17 protein-coding genes are annotated in these 14,749 nt (G+C 70.6%); 7 read left to right on the top strand and 10 right to left on the bottom strand.

Going from position 1 to position 14,749, the window contains the following annotated elements:
• Positions 1 to 42 precede the first annotated feature (42 nt).
• Complete coding sequence (locus tag OHA68_RS36735) at positions 43 to 918, bottom strand: putative protein N(5)-glutamine methyltransferase (protein WP_327104351.1); 876 nt, start codon at positions 916 to 918, stop codon at positions 43 to 45.
• Positions 919 to 1,478: 560 nt separating this feature from the next.
• Here OHA68_RS36735 and OHA68_RS36730 point away from each other — a divergent pair.
• Positions 1,479 to 2,312 carry a nitroreductase/quinone reductase family protein gene (locus tag OHA68_RS36730; protein WP_327104350.1) on the top strand — a complete coding sequence of 278 codons (834 nt, stop codon included), beginning with the start codon at positions 1,479 to 1,481 and terminating at the stop codon, positions 2,310 to 2,312.
• Positions 2,313 to 2,360: 48 nt separating this feature from the next.
• On the opposite strand, the gene OHA68_RS36725 is transcribed toward OHA68_RS36730, so the two are convergent.
• Positions 2,361 to 3,161, bottom strand: coding sequence for an alpha/beta fold hydrolase (locus OHA68_RS36725; RefSeq protein WP_327104349.1), 801 nt, complete (start codon positions 3,159 to 3,161; stop codon positions 2,361 to 2,363).
• A 77-nt stretch (positions 3,162 to 3,238) separates the two neighbouring features.
• Here OHA68_RS36725 and OHA68_RS36720 point away from each other — a divergent pair, with 77 nt between their 5' ends.
• Complete coding sequence (locus tag OHA68_RS36720; protein ID WP_189144606.1) at positions 3,239 to 3,667, top strand: MarR family winged helix-turn-helix transcriptional regulator; 429 nt, start codon at positions 3,239 to 3,241, stop codon at positions 3,665 to 3,667.
• A gap of 62 nt (positions 3,668 to 3,729) precedes the next feature.
• Here the strand turns inward: OHA68_RS36720 and OHA68_RS36715 are convergent, their stop codons facing one another.
• The 4 genes from OHA68_RS36715 to OHA68_RS36700 all read right to left on the bottom strand — a co-directional run bounded on the left by OHA68_RS36715 (position 3,730) and on the right by OHA68_RS36700 (position 5,870).
• Positions 3,730 to 4,122 (bottom strand): VOC family protein, encoded by a 393-nt coding sequence (locus OHA68_RS36715; protein WP_189144607.1) that lies wholly within the window; start codon positions 4,120 to 4,122, stop codon positions 3,730 to 3,732.
• An 80-nt stretch (positions 4,123 to 4,202) separates the two neighbouring features.
• Positions 4,203 to 5,189, bottom strand: coding sequence for an NAD(P)-dependent alcohol dehydrogenase (locus OHA68_RS36710; RefSeq protein WP_327104348.1), 987 nt, complete (start codon positions 5,187 to 5,189; stop codon positions 4,203 to 4,205).
• Between the two features lie 16 nt (positions 5,190 to 5,205).
• The gene (locus tag OHA68_RS36705; protein ID WP_189144609.1) at positions 5,206 to 5,436 is read right to left on the bottom strand and encodes a helix-turn-helix transcriptional regulator; all 231 of its coding nucleotides are present in this window, start codon (positions 5,434 to 5,436) and stop codon (positions 5,206 to 5,208) included.
• 2 nt (positions 5,437 to 5,438) lie between these two features.
• Positions 5,439 to 5,870, bottom strand: a complete 432-nt coding sequence (locus tag OHA68_RS36700; RefSeq protein WP_327104347.1) for a hypothetical protein — start codon at positions 5,868 to 5,870, stop codon at positions 5,439 to 5,441.
• A 125-nt stretch (positions 5,871 to 5,995) separates the two neighbouring features.
• On the opposite strand from OHA68_RS36700, the gene OHA68_RS36695 reads away from it, so the two are divergent.
• Positions 5,996 to 7,174 carry a cytochrome P450 family protein gene (locus OHA68_RS36695; RefSeq protein ID WP_327104346.1) on the top strand — a complete coding sequence of 393 codons (1,179 nt, stop codon included), beginning with the start codon at positions 5,996 to 5,998 and terminating at the stop codon, positions 7,172 to 7,174.
• Positions 7,175 to 7,301: 127 nt separating this feature from the next.
• Here the strand turns inward: OHA68_RS36695 and OHA68_RS36690 are convergent, their stop codons facing one another.
• On the bottom strand, positions 7,302 to 8,522 hold the full coding sequence (locus tag OHA68_RS36690) for a PP2C family protein-serine/threonine phosphatase (protein WP_327104345.1): 1,221 nt from the start codon (positions 8,520 to 8,522) through the stop codon (positions 7,302 to 7,304).
• Between the two features lie 212 nt (positions 8,523 to 8,734).
• On the opposite strand from OHA68_RS36690, the gene OHA68_RS36685 reads away from it, so the two are divergent.
• The 4 genes from OHA68_RS36685 to OHA68_RS36670 all read left to right on the top strand — a co-directional run bounded on the left by OHA68_RS36685 (position 8,735) and on the right by OHA68_RS36670 (position 11,635).
• On the top strand, positions 8,735 to 9,586 hold the full coding sequence (locus OHA68_RS36685) for an LLM class flavin-dependent oxidoreductase (RefSeq protein WP_327104344.1): 852 nt from the start codon (positions 8,735 to 8,737) through the stop codon (positions 9,584 to 9,586).
• Positions 9,583 to 10,008 carry a nucleoside deaminase gene (locus tag OHA68_RS36680; RefSeq protein WP_327104343.1) on the top strand — a complete coding sequence of 142 codons (426 nt, stop codon included), beginning with the start codon at positions 9,583 to 9,585 and terminating at the stop codon, positions 10,006 to 10,008. The genes OHA68_RS36685 and OHA68_RS36680 overlap by 4 nt, the downstream gene beginning before the upstream one ends.
• A gap of 68 nt (positions 10,009 to 10,076) precedes the next feature.
• Positions 10,077 to 10,415, top strand: coding sequence for a YciI family protein (locus tag OHA68_RS36675; RefSeq protein ID WP_189144615.1), 339 nt, complete (start codon positions 10,077 to 10,079; stop codon positions 10,413 to 10,415).
• A complete protein-coding gene (locus OHA68_RS36670) occupies positions 10,412 to 11,635 on the top strand; it encodes an RNA polymerase sigma factor (RefSeq protein WP_327104342.1) in 1,224 nt (407 codons plus the stop codon). Before OHA68_RS36675 ends, OHA68_RS36670 begins: the two co-directional genes overlap by 4 nt.
• A 115-nt stretch (positions 11,636 to 11,750) precedes the next feature.
• On the opposite strand, the gene OHA68_RS36665 is transcribed toward OHA68_RS36670, so the two are convergent.
• The 3 genes from OHA68_RS36665 to OHA68_RS36655 form a co-directional block, all read right to left on the bottom strand.
• Positions 11,751 to 12,437 (bottom strand): SDR family NAD(P)-dependent oxidoreductase, encoded by a 687-nt coding sequence (locus OHA68_RS36665; protein ID WP_327104341.1) that lies wholly within the window; start codon positions 12,435 to 12,437, stop codon positions 11,751 to 11,753.
• A gap of 236 nt (positions 12,438 to 12,673) precedes the next feature.
• Complete coding sequence (locus OHA68_RS36660; RefSeq protein ID WP_327104340.1) at positions 12,674 to 13,300, bottom strand: nuclear transport factor 2 family protein; 627 nt, start codon at positions 13,298 to 13,300, stop codon at positions 12,674 to 12,676.
• 13 nt (positions 13,301 to 13,313) lie between these two features.
• A complete protein-coding gene (locus OHA68_RS36655) occupies positions 13,314 to 14,741 on the bottom strand; it encodes an aldehyde dehydrogenase family protein (protein WP_327104339.1) in 1,428 nt (475 codons plus the stop codon).
• Positions 14,742 to 14,749 lie beyond the last annotated feature (8 nt).

The following is a 14,749-nucleotide window of genomic DNA, read 5'->3' as shown; positions in this document are numbered from 1 at the left end:
CAGGGTGAACTTATATAAGTCAAACCTGCTATATACGCTGGGTCAGGGGCGGGTGCCGATGATGACGGTCGCGTCCCATTCGTCGGAGATGGTCACGCGGGCGTCGAGGCCGTGGCGGGTCACGGCCTCGACGGCCTGCGGCACCTGGCGTTCGCTGGTCTCGAACAGCAGGTGGCCGCCCGGCGCGAGCCACTTCCCCGCCTCGGCCGTCACCCGGCGCAGGACGTCGAGGCCGTCCGCGCCACCGTCGAGCGCTACCCGGGCCTCGTGCAGGCGAGCTTCCGAGGGGAGCAGGTCGATCTCACCGGTGGGCACGTACGGCACGTTGGCGAGCAGCAGGTCGATCCGGCCCAGGAGGTCAGAGGGCAGCGGCTCGTACAGGTCGCCCTCGTACACCTGACCGCCGGCGGCGGTGAGGTTGCGGCGGGCGCACGTGACCGCGGCCGGGTCGATGTCGGAGGCGTGCAGCTCGACCCGCTCCAGCACCGCGACCAGGGCGGCCCCCAGCGCCCCGGTGCCGCAGCACAGATCGACGGCCACCACCGGCCGCTCCCCGGACGGCGTCGGGGCGGTGGGATGAGGGGCGTACGGCGTGGGGGTGAGCGGGGAGGGCTTGGCAGTCAGGGCGGTGGGATCGGGGACGTACGGCGTGGGGGCCAGGGCGGTGGCCTGGCGGAGGAGGAATTCGGTGCGGGGGCGGGGCACGAAGACGCCGGGGTCGACGGCGACGCGCAGCCCGCAGAACTCCGCCCAGCCGAGGACGTGTTCGAGCGGCAGGCCACCGGCTCGCCGGTCCACCATGTCGATGAGCTCCGCCGGGGTCTGTGCCGTGGCGATGAGCAGACGGGCTTCGTCCTCGGCGAAGACGCAGCCGGCGGCGCGGAGTTTGGTGACGATGGCGGAATGAGGGAGGGACATGAGCGCCTTTCGGGGATGCTGTGGGCGCTCTCCCGGTCACCTACGCCAGGTGATCCGCGCGGCCGTGAGGTGAGAGCACCCGACCTGGTCCAGCGGTAATGGGTCTCACCTCCTCGGTCGTGTCGGTCAACTGCCGGCGACGCGCACACTATCCGAGCCGATCGGCGGCGCGCAAACCTCGGCGGGCGGGCGCCTCGGCCAGGGAGAACACGCGGGCGCCGTCGAGGGGGCCGGACCGGTTAGGGGCCGCCGAGATTGACAGGCACGGTCGGACGTCGTGTAATCGTCGGCAGGTCGCGTGACGCCATCTGGAGGACGGTGGCGGCATGGAGGCCGCGCAGCAAGGGGACGATACCGTGACTTCACAGCTCACCGGCAGCGACTGATCTGATCGCGCCCGCGCGCCGTCCCCGCGCTCGGTGGTGTTGACCGCCGCCTCGTTCACGTGTCCCGTGTTCTTCGAGGCTTGCCTGCCCACGGCCTGGGCGTCGGCGTGCGATGTACCGAAATTTCGCCGCATATCCCTGCGGTCTTGTCCGCACGCCCGAAGAAAGCAGAGCATGCCCGACTTCAACCAGCAGATCATCGACCAGTTCCGCGCCAACCAGGGCCAGGTAGGCCCGCCCCTCGAAGGGGCCAGGCTGCTCCTTCTGACCACCACGGGAGCCAGGACCGGCGCCCGTCACACCACCCCGCTCGGCTACCTGCCGGACGCTTCCGGCAGCGTGTTCGTCATCGCCTCGGCCGGCGGCGCCCCCACCAACCCGGCCTGGTACCACAACCTGCGCGCCAACCCCCGGGTCACCATCGAGGACGGGATGTTCACCCGCGAAGCCGACGCGCGGATCCTTCAGGGCGGCGAACGCGACGAGATCTTCGCCCGCGCCGTCGAAGCCGATCCCGGCTGGGCCGAATACCAGGCCGCCTCCGGGCGCGTCATCCCCGTCGTCGCGCTGACCCCCGTCGGTACCCCCACCGCGAACATCACCCGGGGAGGGGACGGGCTCAAGGCGATCCATGACGCGTTCCGCCGGGAGCTCGCCCTGGTCCGCAAGGAGGTGGCGGAGTCCGGGCCCGGCCTCGGCTCGCAACTGCGCATCAACTGCCTCGCCCTGTGCCAAGGGCTGGAACACCACCACCTGATGGAGGACGGGCACATGTTCCCGCACCTCGACGGGCAGCACCCCGGACTCGCCCCGGCCCTGACGCGGCTGCGCCGCGAGCATCAGGAGATCAAGTCGCTGCTCGACGAGCTCCAGAAGCTCGTCTCAGGCGACGGTACGGATCCCGCGACCCTGCTCGGCGAGGTGGAACGGCTGATCGCCGAGCTCGATGCCCACCTCACCTATGAGGAGGAGCACCTCATCCCGATCCTGAACGAGATCATGCCCTAGCACCGCCGAGCAGGCGGCCGGCGACTCGCCGCCTGCTCGGTCGCTGGGTCACGGCAGCCGGCCGCCGAGCACGTCGCGCAGGGTGGCGGCGAAGGCCCGGGGGCGGAAGACGCTGCCGTTGTGGCCGCCGGGGAACTCGGCGTACGGGGTGCCGAGCTCTTCGGCGAGCAGGCGGGCGCAGCGGTGGGCCCAGATGTGCGCGGAGGCCTGGCCGACGGCGGGCACGATCCGGGTGGACGCCTCCTTCAGGGCGGCCAGGTCCAGCCGATGACGGCGCACCGCCGGGGCGTCATGGGTCAGGAAGTACTCCATGTTCGGCAGTCGTTCCGGGCCGAGTGGCATGAGCACCACGTCCGGCTCGCGGTCGGCGGGGTCGATGCCGGCGAAGGCCGCGAAGGTGAGCATCGCCGCTGAGGCGTCCGCCGCCTGGAAGGCGTCCTCGGCCCTCCGCTGGTCATCGCGGGCGCTCGTACGCTCGGGCTCGGGCAGCAGTTGGGTCGCGGGCGGCTCGTGCGCGACCAGGAGGCCGACCTGCTCGGGGTGGCGGGACACCAGCTCCAGGGAGATCAGCGCGCCGATGCTGCTGCCGAAGACGTACGCGGGCTCTGCCGTCAGGGCGGCGAGGAGCAGGTGGACGTCGTGGGCGTGGGTGGTGACGGTCGGCGACTGTGCCGGGTCGTGGACCGTGCTTCCGGACAGGCCGCGCCGATCGTAGGTGAGCACGGTGTAGGAGTCGGCGAGGTGGGCGGCGAGGTCGTCGCCGGCCGCCGCGTCCCCGTCGCCGCCGGCGACCAGCAGAAGCAGCGGGCCGCTGCCCCGTCGCAGATAGCGCAGGCGGGCCCCGGGCACGTCCAGCGCGCCAACTCCATCTGATTCTAGATGCATCATATTTAAGATGTATCACGTATGTGGTGCATCATGGACGCATGAACGGGCTGGAGCTGTTTCTCCTGGGACACAAGCTGATCAGGATCGGTCAGGACGCCATCCCCCGATCGGGGTTCCACGCGCTGACGAACAGCGCGCGGACGATCCTCGTCGACGTCTTCGAGCATCCGGGCAGCTCGATCAGGGAGGTCACCGAGCGCACCGGTTTCCCGCAGAGCCTGGTGTCCTCCTCGGTGGCCAGGTTCCGCGAGGACGGCCTGGTGGTCACCGAGACCGACCCCGCGGACCGGCGGCGGACCCTGGTGCGTCCCGCGCCCGGCGTACCGGAGAAGGGGCGGCGCAACGCCGAGAGCATGACCGTCGACGGCGCCCTGGCCGAGGCGCTGGGCGTGGAGGTGGCGGAGGTCGCCGACCTCGTCGCCACCCTGGACTCCCTCGCCCGTCGGCTGGCCGGCGCGCCGACCTGATGCGGGGTCAGGGGAAGCAGCGCGCGGTTCTCAGGCCGGCGGCGCGACCTGATGGGTGGCGTTCATGGCCGCCTCTCATGGGTGAAGAGCCGGATCTCCATGTCGTCCGGGTCGATGATGCCGCCGATGAGCCAGCCCGTGCTGCCTTCGGCGATGCCGGAATGCTCGACGCCGAGCGCGTCCAGGTGGCCGGCCCAGACGCGCAGGGCCTGCATGGTCGGCACGCCGAAGGACAGCGCGTTGAATCCGGCCAGGCCGGCGGCGCGCTGGGGGTCCTCGCGCAGGGCGAGGGTGAGGGTCCGGTTCGCGTCGATCAGGGCGACAGCACCCAGCACGCCGTCCTCGATGAACTCGATCGACACTTCGAGGCGAAGCACGCGCGTGTACCACTCCAGGCTCTTGCCCACATCCGAGACGGGCAGCCTGACATGGTGGAAGCCACCCAGAACAGGCATGATCACGCTCCTCTGTGTAGGGCCGTCCTGAAGTGATACCCAGACGCCGAGCGTTCCCGAGCGCGTCGATCGTTCGGAGGTCAGCTGTCGTGCCGCTCCATCGTGATGAGGACGGTCCCCCGGCTGAGGCCGGACTCGATCCGCCGATGCGCCTCGGCGGCCCGGGCCAGGGGGTAGCGCTCGTCGATGGCCGGCCTGATGTGTCCCGCCTCCGCGATCTCCACGAGGAAGCGCAGGTCCGCGGTTTTGTCGCCGTCCTTCCGCAGGCCGGTGAACGCGACGCCGGCCCGCTTGTCGCCGAACCACCGCGTCCACAGCGATTGGCGGAAGATCGCCGGTGAGGGCACGGTGGTCAGATAGACCCCGCCGCTCTTCAGGACGCGTTCGCACCGCGCGAACGAGCTCTTGCCGGCCGCGTCGAAGACGACGTCGTAGCTCCGGCTCGCGCGGGTGAAGTCCTCCGTGACGTAGTCGACGACCTCGTCGGCGCCGTAGGAGGTCACCAGGTCCCGTTTGGCGGTGCTGCACACCCCGACGACCCGCGCTCCGAAGTGCTTGGCCAGTTGCACCGCCGCCAGCCCCACCTGCCCGGACGCTCCGTTGATGAGGATCTCCTGCCCCTGCCGGAGGTGCGCGTGGTCCCTGAGGAAGGGCAGCGCGGTCAGCACTCCCCCGCTGAGGGAGGCGGCCTCGTCGTAGGACAGGTTGGCCGGCGCCATGACCAGGGGCCCGTCCGCGGGCACGCGGACATATTCGGCGTGCGCGCCGAACGTGGCACCGGTGGCGCCCAGGACCCGGTCTCCTACGGCGAACCGGCTCACGTCCTTGCCGACCGCCACGACCTCCCCGGCGAAGTCGACGCCCAGCGTCTTCGCCTTCGGCTTCGTGAGGCCGGTGAACAGCCGGGAGTATCTCGGCGTGCCCGCCCGGAAGGTGGCATCCGCCGCCGACACCGGTGCCGCGCCCACCCTCACCAGCACGTCCTTGTCTCCGGGCTGCGGGGTTTCGACGTCTTCCACCCGGAGAACCTCGGGTAAGCCGTAGGTGTCGTAGATGGCGGCTCTCATGAGAAGCATCCTTTCGTTAGGGGCCGGCCTCGTCGCCGGGGTACTGGAAGACCTCGTCGAGCGGCACGTTGAACACTCTGGCGATCTGGAACGCCACTTCCAGCGAGGGTGAGTAACGCCCCTGCTCGATGGCGATGATGGTCTGCCGGGTCACCCCGACGCGGGCCGCCAGTTCGGCCTGCGTCATCTCCTCCCGGGTGAAGCGCAGGTAGCGGATCGTGTTGGTGATCTTGGTGGGCTTGGCCATGCCTAGAAGCCCCGGCGATAGGCGACGATCTTCACGATCGAGGAGACGAGCGCGTCGAGGACGAACGCCAGGTAGAGGGCGTTGGCGATCCAGAAGTGCGCGAATCCCGCCAGGGTCAGCAGGAGTGCGCCGGCGGCGCCCGCCGCGAGCACGAAGTAGCCGGCTTGGGTGCCGTACCGGAAGATGCCGACGTCGCGCTCGTCGCGGCGGTCGGCGCCCCTGGGCAGCAGGGTGCCGGCGACGACGTTCGCCAGGATGCCGGCGCCGACGGCGATGAGCAGCGGCCGCACATAGGAGACCTCCGCTGCGCCGGCCGGCTGCCCGAACACGATCACGGCGTAGACCGCGGGCACGACGGCCGCGATCACGGCGTAGACCCACGCCCGCTTCTCCTCGTACGACATGCCGTCCTCCGTGTAAAAAATCGTTGACACCCTCGAAATGTAAAGCGCACCGGACCTGATGTCAACAATCTTTAACTTGCCCGTTTGCCGCACTCCTCCAGGCGAGATACCGTCATCATTTGAATGATGAGAACATCGGAATGAGGAGGAACGCCATGGACGGCGTACCGGAGATCGACCTGAGTGATCTCGGCGTGCTGGAGGATCCGCTCGCCGCCTACGGGCGCGCGCGGGAGCAGTCGCCGGTGGCCCGGCTCATCGCCCCCGGTTTCGGCACGATGTGGGCCGTGACCCGCCATGCCGACGCCAAGGCGATGCTGGCCGACCCCCGCTTCCGGCTGAGCTCGGCCAGCTTCATGCGCCCGGAGGTGCCCGAGGAGTACCTCGTCTACATGCGGACCATGCAGGAGATGGACGGCGCCGAGCACCTGCGCCTGCGCAGGCTGGTGGCGCCCGCGTTCACCCCGCGCCGCATCGCCTGGTTCCGGTCGCGGATCGAGCGGATCGTCGACGGCCTGCTGGACGACCTGACCGCGGACGGAAGCCCGGTGGATCTGCTGGCCGACTTCGCACGGCCGCTGCCCATCGACGTGATCTGCGAGCTGGTCGGCATCCCCGAGGCCGACCGCGCCCAGTGGCGGGAGTACGGCGCGGCCGTCGCCTCGGGCTCAGGCGAGAAGCTGGCCAAGGCCATCCCCGGCATCATGGAGGGCGCGAAGCAGGCCATCGCCCGGCGGCGGCAGGAGCCCGGCCCCGACCTGATCTCCGACCTGATCCGGGTCCAGGAGGACGACGGCGACCGGCTGGGGGACGCCGAGCTCGTCACCTTGGTGTGGCAGCTCGTGCTGGCCGGGCAGACGCCGATCAACCTCATCGTCAACGCCGTCGCGACCCTGCTCACCCATCCGGACCAGCTCGGCGCGCTGCGCGCCGACCCCGCTCTCCTGCCCCGCGCGGTGGAGGAGCTGACCCGCTGGTGCGGGCCCCAGCTGCTCGCCATCCCGCGCTTCCCGAGCGAGGACGTCGAGGTCGGCGGCGTGCCGATCCCCAAGGGCGTGCCCGTCACGGCCGCCATCGGGTGCGCCAACCGCGACCCGCGCGTCTATCCCGACCCCGACCGGCTCGATCTCCGCCGCGACCCCGAATCGTCAGGACATCTCGCGTACGCTCACGGCCCGCACTTCTGCCTCGGCGCCCCGCTGGCCAGGCTGGAGACGGAGGTCGCGCTCGGCGCGCTGCTGCGCCGCTTCCCCGGCCTCAGCCTCGCCGCTCCCCCGGCGCGCCTGCCCGATCCCGGCACCTGGCGCCTGGCATCACTTTCTGTCACCGTCTAGCGCCCGCGGCGGCACCGGCCTGATCGCGGTGCGGAGAGCCGGTGCGCCCAAAGCGTCTCGACCGCCTGATGGCGGTGGTCGAGACGCGCCCAGGGAACCGCTTGGGCCGCGGGCGGCCGGGCGCCTGTCACATCATGAGGGCGACGTGCCGGCCGGCCTGCCACTCCACGGTCAGCACGGTGGCGTCGTCCTGGAGCCGCCCGTGCTGGTGCCGCAGGATCGACTGGATCAGCCGCCGCAGGGTCTCCGGCGCGGACATCCCGTACGCCTCGTGCCGCACGATGAACTCGATGAACCGGTCCAGCCCGAACATCTCCCCCTCCGGGCTCTGGGCCTCGATGATGCCGTCGGTGTAGAAGAGCAGCCGGTCGCCGCGATGGAGCTGATAGCGCTCGATCCCGGACGACGTTCCTAGCCTGAACCCCATCGGGGGCGCGGGAACCTTGCTCTCCAGCGTGGCGGCCAGGCGGCCGTCGCGGATGACCAGCGGCGGGTGATGCCCGCGGTTGACCCAGGTGAGCTCACCGGTGGTCATGTTCAGATCGGCCAGGATGCCGGTGGCGAAGCGGGTCTGGCGGAACTGGTCGGCGATCGCCTCGTCGATCGCCTCGCTGGTGGTGAGCAGGTCCACCCCTTGGAGCCGGCTGTTGCGGCAGGCCCCCGTGGCGATGGTCGCGGTCAGTCCGGACGTCAGGTCGTGGCCCATCGCGTCCAGGATCGTCAGGTGCAGGAGGTCCCCGGTGATGCCGTAGTCGAAGGCGTCGCCGCCCACCTGGTAGGCGGGTTCGAGCGCGCCGCCGAGCACCACCTTGTCGTTGGCGAAGCTGCCGTTCGGCAGGAGGTTCCACAGCACCTCGGCCGACAGGGTCATCGGCTCGGTGCGGACCAGCTGGGCGTAGGTGTCGCTGGAGTGGCGCTTGCTGACGACCATCAGGGACAGGAGCGTGCCGAGGCGTTTCATCCGCCACTCGGTCGTCTCGTCCGAGCGGTGGGTGATCGCGCCGACCACCCCGACCCGTTCGGTGCCGTCGAGCAGCGGCGCCCACAGCCGCACCGCGTCCGGGTCGTCGGCCTTGTTCAGCGGGGCTCTGACGAGCGTGATGTCGCGGAAGGCCCGCCCGGCGACAGTGCCGTCGACGCGCAGCCGCGAGAGCGGCTCACCCGCCGCATCGGCCTGCCCGGGCAGGGGTACGAGAAACTCCCCCTGCAGATCCGCCACGTAGATCTGGGTATCAGTGAAACCGGCGTAGCCGGCGTGCTGGGCGACCAGGGGGACGACGTCCTCCAGGGTCGCGGTGTGACTGGCCCGCAGGAGACCGCCGAGCATGCGTTCGCCGTCGCTCAGCATGCGGCACGCCTCCCTCCCGTGGTCATTTTCTTCCGGGTTGTCATACCCGGGGGGCCCCTGCTGTCACGCTCGTTTCCCGCCCTGTCCACCCTCCCGCCCCGGCGAGCGTCCCGGCGGCTTCACGTACGAGAAGTGACACCACCCTCACCGGCGAGGAGAAGCTCAGAGCGGCCGTTCACGCAGGGGAGGCCGCGACCCCGTAGCCTTTGCTGATGCACATTGGGGTGAACGTTCCGAATTTCGGGCCAGGCGCCGATCCCGACACGCTGCGGCGCTGGGCGCAGACGGTCGAAGGGCTCGGCTACGACCTGCTCATGCTGTCCGATCACGTGGTGGTGACGCCAGATGTGGCCGAGCAGTATCCCGCGCCGTTCTATGAGCCTTTCACCACGCTGGCCTGGCTCGCCGGGATCACCCAGCGGGTCAAGCTCGGCACCACTGTGCTCATCGTCCCGTACCGGCATCCGCTGCTCGTCGCCCGGATGGCCGCCAACCTGCACCAGCTCAGCGGCGGGCGGCTGGTGCTGGGTGTGGGAGTCGGCTGGGCGCGGCAGGAGTTCGAGGCGCTCGACGTCCCGTTCAAGCAGCGTGGCAAGCTGACCGACGACCACATCGGGGCCATGCGCGCCGCCTGGGCCGACGAAGGCGACTACGGCCCCGGTCGCATCCCGATCTGGGTCGGCGGCAACAGCGACGCCGGGCTGCGCCGGGCGGTACGCCTGGGCGACGCGTGGCATCCGCTGCGCTTCACGCTGCCCTGGCTGCGTGGCGCGCTGGATCGGCTCAAGGTCATCGCCGACGAGCTGGAGCGCCCGGTGCCGCCGGTGGTCCCGCGCATCATCCTGCGGCTCACCACCACGCCGGTCACCGGACCCGACCGGGCGGCCGGCGAGGGCACCATCGAGCAGATCCTCGACGACCTCGAACAGCTGCACGGGCTCGGCGCCGGCACCGTGGTCCTCGATCCCTTCAACGGCGACCCGCACGAGACCGGCCACCCCGAGGTGGCCTGGGAAGCTCTCGCGGCGGTCGCCGCCCACCGACCCCGAATGGAGACCTCATGAGCCAGGACGACGAGCACTTCCTCCGCAGGGCCATCGAGCTGGCCACCTCCGCCAGGCAGGCCGGCAACCCGCCCTTCGGGTCGCTGCTGGTGAGCAAGGACGGCAAGGTGATCGCCGAGGAGCGCAACACCAGCCTCGCCGACTCCGACATCACCGCGCACCCCGAGCTGAAGCTCGCCCGATGGGCGGCACGCGAGCTCGACGCCGACGCCGCGGCCGACACCACCATGTACACCAGCTGCCAGCCGTGCGGCATGTGCACGGGCGCCATCGAGCGCTCCGGCCTCGGTCGCGTCGTGTTCGCGCTCTCCGGCGAGCAGCTCGACGGTCTCAAGCCGGGCGGCGGCTTCCCGCAGGTCCCCCACGAGGGCCCGGCGCTCTACGAGGAGGCCCGCGCCGCGGTCGACGGCTACTACACCTGAGCCAGGACGGCTGTCGATTCGCGGGGCGGTCGTTCGTATAGAAGGTGAGAGCAAGGAGGACATCCGCGATGAAGCAGTATCTGCTCAGCATCTACCAGCCCGACGGCGACCCGCCGCCGCCCGAGGTCCTGGAGCCGGTGATGCGCGATCTCGCAGCGCTCAACGACGAGCTCCGGGCCGCGGGCGCCTGGGTCTTCGCCGCCGGGCTGCACCCGCCGGGCACCGCCACCGTGCTGCGCCCGCAGGCGGGCGAGGTGCTCATGACCGACGGGCCGTTCACCGAGGGCAAGGAGCACCTGGGCGGTTTCACCATCATCCAGGCGCCCGATCTCGACGCCGCTCTCGTGTGGGGCCGCAAGCTCGCCCGCGTCACGACGCTGCCGATCGAGGTGCGGCCGTTCCAGTGACGCCTCTCTCGGCGATCGAGAGCGTCTTCACCGAGGAGTACGGGCGCGCGGTCGCTGTCCTGGTCCGCGTCTTCGGCGACATCGACATCGCCGAAGAGGCGGTCCAGGACGCCTTCACCGTCGCCGTGCGCCGCTGGCCCGCCGAGGGGCTGCCGCCGAGCCCGGCGGGCTGGATCATCACCACCGCCCGCAACCGGGCCGTCGACCGCCTGCGGCGTGAGTCCTCCCGCGAGGACCGCCACGCCCAGGCCGCCCTGGTGCACGCCCGCGACGAACCCGTGGAGGAGGGGCCCGTGCGCGACGACCGGCTACGCCTGATCTTCACCTGCTGCCATCCGGCGCTCGCCCGGGCCGCCCAGGTCGCCCTGACGCTGCGGCTGCTGGGCGGGCTCACCACCGCCGAGATCGCCCGCGCCTTCCTGGTGCCGGAGCCGACCATGGCCCAGCGCCTGGTGCGCGCCAAGGGCAAGATCCGCGACGCCCGCATCCCGTACCGGATCCCGTACGAGGCCGACCTGCCCGACCGCCTCCAGGCCGTGCTGGCCGTCATCTACCTGATCTTCAACGAGGGTTACCTGGCCGGCTCCGGGGACCGGCCGGTCCGCGAGGAGCTGTGCGCCGAGGCCGTCCGACTCGGACGGCTCCTGGCCGAGCTCATGCCGGACGAGCCCGAGGTCACCGGGCTGCTCGCGCTCATGCTCCTCCTGGAGTCGCGCCGCCCCGCCCGCGTCTCGCCGGACGGCGACCTCGTCCTGCTCGCCGACCAGGACCCCGGCCTCTGGGACCGGGAGCTGATCGCGGAGGGCCGGCAGTTGGTACGGCGCTGCCTGCGCCGCGGCCGGCCCGGGCGCTACCAGATCCAGGCGGCCGTCAACGCCGTGCACAGCGAGCCGCCCACGGACTGGAGGCAGATCGTGCTGCTGTACGACCAGCTCATGGCGATCGCCCCGAGCCCGATCGTGGCACTCAACCGGGCCGTGGCGGTGGCCGAGGTCGACGGCCCGCAGGCCGCGCTCACCCTCGTCGACGACCTGGATCTCGGCGGTTACCACCTGTTTCACGCCATCCGCGCCGACCTGCTGCGCCGGCTGGATCGCGCCGAGGAGGCGGCGGCCGCCTACGACGCGGCCATCGCCGGCACCGCGAACGAGGCCGAGCGAGCCTTCCTGCGGCGCGCCCGGCAGGAGCTCGGCCGGGGGTTATCGGGTGTCGCTCCGTGATCAGGAGAGCTCATGTCCTCTTCGTTGATCGTCGCGACCATGTCGCTGAGGTGGATGCCGCTACGGCGGCAAATACGAGCGCGTTGAGCCGCGCGTTGCTACGCCCGCGTGGCGACTACCAGGGCAGTTCTCCGGTCTCGTCTTGGAAGGTTCCCGTCGGGCCGTCCACGTCGAGGGTGGCCAGGCGAACGACAGCTCTGGCGCTCTCCTCCGGCGATCTTCCGATCCCGAAGGCCGCGGTCATGTCGGTGGCTGTGGTGCCGGGCTCCAGCGCGTTGAACTTGATGCCGGGCTGGGACTTGGCGTACTGGACCGTCAGCATGGTCGCCGCCGCCTTGGACGCGGAGTAGAGCGCCAGCGGCAGGTGGAACTCGGGCCGGTCAGGGTTGTTCACCGCCCAGAACGATCCGGCGCTGCTCGATACGGTGACCACGGTGGGGTTCGAGGACTTGCGCAGCAAGGGGAGTGCGGCTTCTGTGACGCGTACGATTCCCACCGCGTTGGTGTCGAACGCCCGCAGGGCCGTGGGACCGTCGAGGAGTTCGTTCCCGAGGATGCCCGCGTTGTGGACCAGGACGTCGAGCTGTCCCTCGGCCTCACCGATCGTCGCCAGCGCGTTGCTCACCGAGGCGTCGTCGGTCACGTCGAGCTGCACGAACCGTGCGCCCAGGGCGGCTGCGGCCTTCTCGCCTCGCTCGATGTCGCGCGCACCGATGTAGACGGTGTGCCCCAGCTCCAGAAGTTGTCTGGCTGTCTCGAAACCGATGCCCTTGTTGGCCCCGGTGATCAGTGTGACGGTCATGGGTTCCCTCCCGCAGTGTGTGGCCGAGCGAACCGTTGGGTGCGACCGCTCTCTACCCCGACTTCCGCATCGATCGATGCGGAAGTCAACCGTAGCACGTTCCGCAGCGATCGCTTCGGAAGGGCGCGGACCTGTGGGACGGAGACGGGTGGCTGCTGCGCCGGATGCCCTCGGGCACGCCCGGGCCCGTCGGAGCGGGCGCCGAGCGGCTCAGTCAGGGCCCGCGGCGCTGACCGCTATCCCGTGCCGGCGAGCCAGGCGGTCTCGCCCTGGTGGAACGCGTCGAGCTCGGCCCGCCGGTCGTCGCCGAGCAGGTCCTGACTCACCGTCACGCCGCGGGTCGACTGGATCCAGGTGAGGAACCGGTAGGACGGCCGAAGCCCAGCGAGCCGAGCCACGTCCACCGGGAGCGCCGCACCCGCGTGGACGGGGCGCAGCTCGTCGCGCTCCAGCAGGACCTCGAAGCTCATCAGCTTCCACCGTCCTTCGTCCCGAACGGCACGTGAGAAGAACCGGCAGTAGGCGTGGAAGTCGACCTCCACTCCCTCCACCGTGGTCCGGTTGAAGATCTTCGCCGGGCTCTCGACGGTCGCCCGGTCGCCCTCGACCCGCGCGTAGGCGGGGAAGACCCAGTGCTTGCTGTTCCCGGTCCGCTCCATCCACGTCTTCGTCGCCTCGACGTAGGCCTCGCCGCCGCGTCCGTCGTACCACGTGGTCCGGACGTAGGCGTCGTCGTGGAAGCAGTCACGCATCACGTCGAAGAGGCGCTGGTCGCGGGCGAAGCGTTCCCGCCTCACCAGGTCGAAGAGCTCCTCGCGGTCCAGGAGGACTGCCAGCCGCTCGCTGTGGTCAGGGTTCACCATGTCGTCCTCTCGTTCACTGCGGATAGCCGAGCACGGCCTTCACCTCGAGGTACTCCTCGAAGCCGAACCGCCCGAACTCTCGTCCGTTCCCGGACTGCTTGTAGCCGCCGAACGGCAGGCTGCGGTCGAACGGAGCGCCGTTGAGGTAGACACGGCCCGCACGGATGCGGTTGGCGACCCTGCGGGCGCGGTCGGGGTCCTTCGACTGCACGAAGCCCGCCAGCCCGAACGGCGTGTCGTTCGCGATCTCGACGGCCTCGTCCTCGGTCTCGTAGAGCAGGATCGAGAGCACGGGGCCGAAGATCTCCTCGCGCGCGATCCGCATCTTCGGCGTGACATCGCCGAACACGGTCGGGCGGACGTAGAACCCCTTGTCGAGCCCGTCGGGGCGCCCCGGGCCGCCGACCACGAGCGTCGCGCCCTCGTCGATCCCCGACTGCACGAGCGCGGTGATCTTCTCCAGCTGAGCCTGGCTCACCACGGGCCCCATCGTGGTCGACGGATCGAACGGGTCCCCGAGACGGACCTCCTCGACCGCCCGTCGCGCCGCGGCGTACGCCTCGTCGCGCTGAGAGCGGTGCACGAGCATCCGCGTGGGCGACTGACAGTTCTGGCCGCCGTTGGTGTAGCACGAGTGCACCCCGGCGACGACCGCGGACTCCAGGTCCGCGTCGGGCAGGATGATGTTGGCCGACTTGCCACCGAGCTCGAGCGCGACGCGCTTCACCGTGTCGGCCGCGAGCTTGGAGACCCTGATGCCGGCACCGGTCGAGCCGGTGAGCGAGACCAGGTCGATGTCGGGGTGCGCCGCGATGGCCTCACCGACCGTGGGACCGTCACCGTTGACGAGGTTGAACACGCCGGGCGGCAGCCCGGCGTCGTGGATGACCTCGGCGAGCACCATGGCGCTGAGCGGCGCGATCTCGCTCGGCTTGAGCACCACGGTGCATCCCGTGGCGAGGGCCGGGGCCACCTTCGACGCGACCTGGTTCAGCGGCCAGTTCCACGGCGTGATGAGACCGCAGACGCCGATCGGCTCGCGCCGCACGATCCCGGCTCCCATCTCCTCCTCGAAGGAGTAGTCCGCGAGCACGCGGGCCGCCTCCTCGAAGTGGAACAGCGCCACCGTGGCCTGGCGTTCCGTCGAGAACGTGATCGGCGCCCCCATCTCGCGCGTCATCGTCCGGGCGATCTCGGGCAGCCGAGCCCGGAAGCCGGAGATGATCCGCTCGAGGTACTCCAGCCGTTGCTCCACGCTGACCTGCGAGTACGTGGCGAAGGCCGCGCGCGCCGCCGCCACCGCGCGGTCGACGTCCTCGGCCGTCCCGAGGCTGATCGTCGCGAACGTCTCCTCGGTCGCGGGGTCGAGGACGCCCAAGGTCCGCGGCGCGGCCGGATCGACCCACGCACCCCCGATGTAGAACTGGCGCCTAGTGGACATGTCGCTCT

The organism is Nonomuraea glycinis, from assembly GCF_035920485.1.
GTDB classification, from domain to species: Bacteria; Actinomycetota; Actinomycetes; order Streptosporangiales; family Streptosporangiaceae; genus Nonomuraea; species Nonomuraea glycinis.
This window is presented reverse-complemented; position numbering and strand designations above follow the sequence as displayed.

Excerpts from the sequence above, each read along its gene's own strand:
- OHA68_RS36735 (WP_327104351.1), bottom strand. The coding sequence starts at position 918 with ATGTCCCTCCCTCATTCCGCCATCGTCACCAAACTCCGCGCCGCCGGC.
- OHA68_RS36730 (WP_327104350.1), top strand. The coding sequence starts at position 1,479 with ATGCCCGACTTCAACCAGCAGATCATCGACCAGTTCCGCGCCAACCAG.
- OHA68_RS36720 (WP_189144606.1), top strand. The coding sequence starts at position 3,239 with ATGAACGGGCTGGAGCTGTTTCTCCTGGGACACAAGCTGATCAGGATC.
- OHA68_RS36715 (WP_189144607.1), bottom strand. The coding sequence starts at position 4,122 with ATGCCTGTTCTGGGTGGCTTCCACCATGTCAGGCTGCCCGTCTCGGAT.
- OHA68_RS36710 (WP_327104348.1), bottom strand. The coding sequence starts at position 5,189 with ATGAGAGCCGCCATCTACGACACCTACGGCTTACCCGAGGTTCTCCGG.
- OHA68_RS36705 (WP_189144609.1), bottom strand. The coding sequence starts at position 5,436 with ATGGCCAAGCCCACCAAGATCACCAACACGATCCGCTACCTGCGCTTC.
- OHA68_RS36695 (WP_327104346.1), top strand. The coding sequence starts at position 5,996 with ATGGACGGCGTACCGGAGATCGACCTGAGTGATCTCGGCGTGCTGGAG.
- OHA68_RS36690 (WP_327104345.1), bottom strand. The coding sequence starts at position 8,522 with ATGCTGAGCGACGGCGAACGCATGCTCGGCGGTCTCCTGCGGGCCAGT.
- OHA68_RS36685 (WP_327104344.1), top strand. The coding sequence starts at position 8,735 with ATGCACATTGGGGTGAACGTTCCGAATTTCGGGCCAGGCGCCGATCCC.
- OHA68_RS36680 (WP_327104343.1), top strand. The coding sequence starts at position 9,583 with ATGAGCCAGGACGACGAGCACTTCCTCCGCAGGGCCATCGAGCTGGCC.
- OHA68_RS36675 (WP_189144615.1), top strand. The coding sequence starts at position 10,077 with ATGAAGCAGTATCTGCTCAGCATCTACCAGCCCGACGGCGACCCGCCG.
- OHA68_RS36665 (WP_327104341.1), bottom strand. The coding sequence starts at position 12,437 with ATGACCGTCACACTGATCACCGGGGCCAACAAGGGCATCGGTTTCGAG.
- OHA68_RS36660 (WP_327104340.1), bottom strand. The coding sequence starts at position 13,300 with ATGGTGAACCCTGACCACAGCGAGCGGCTGGCAGTCCTCCTGGACCGC.
- OHA68_RS36655 (WP_327104339.1), bottom strand. The coding sequence starts at position 14,741 with ATGTCCACTAGGCGCCAGTTCTACATCGGGGGTGCGTGGGTCGATCCG.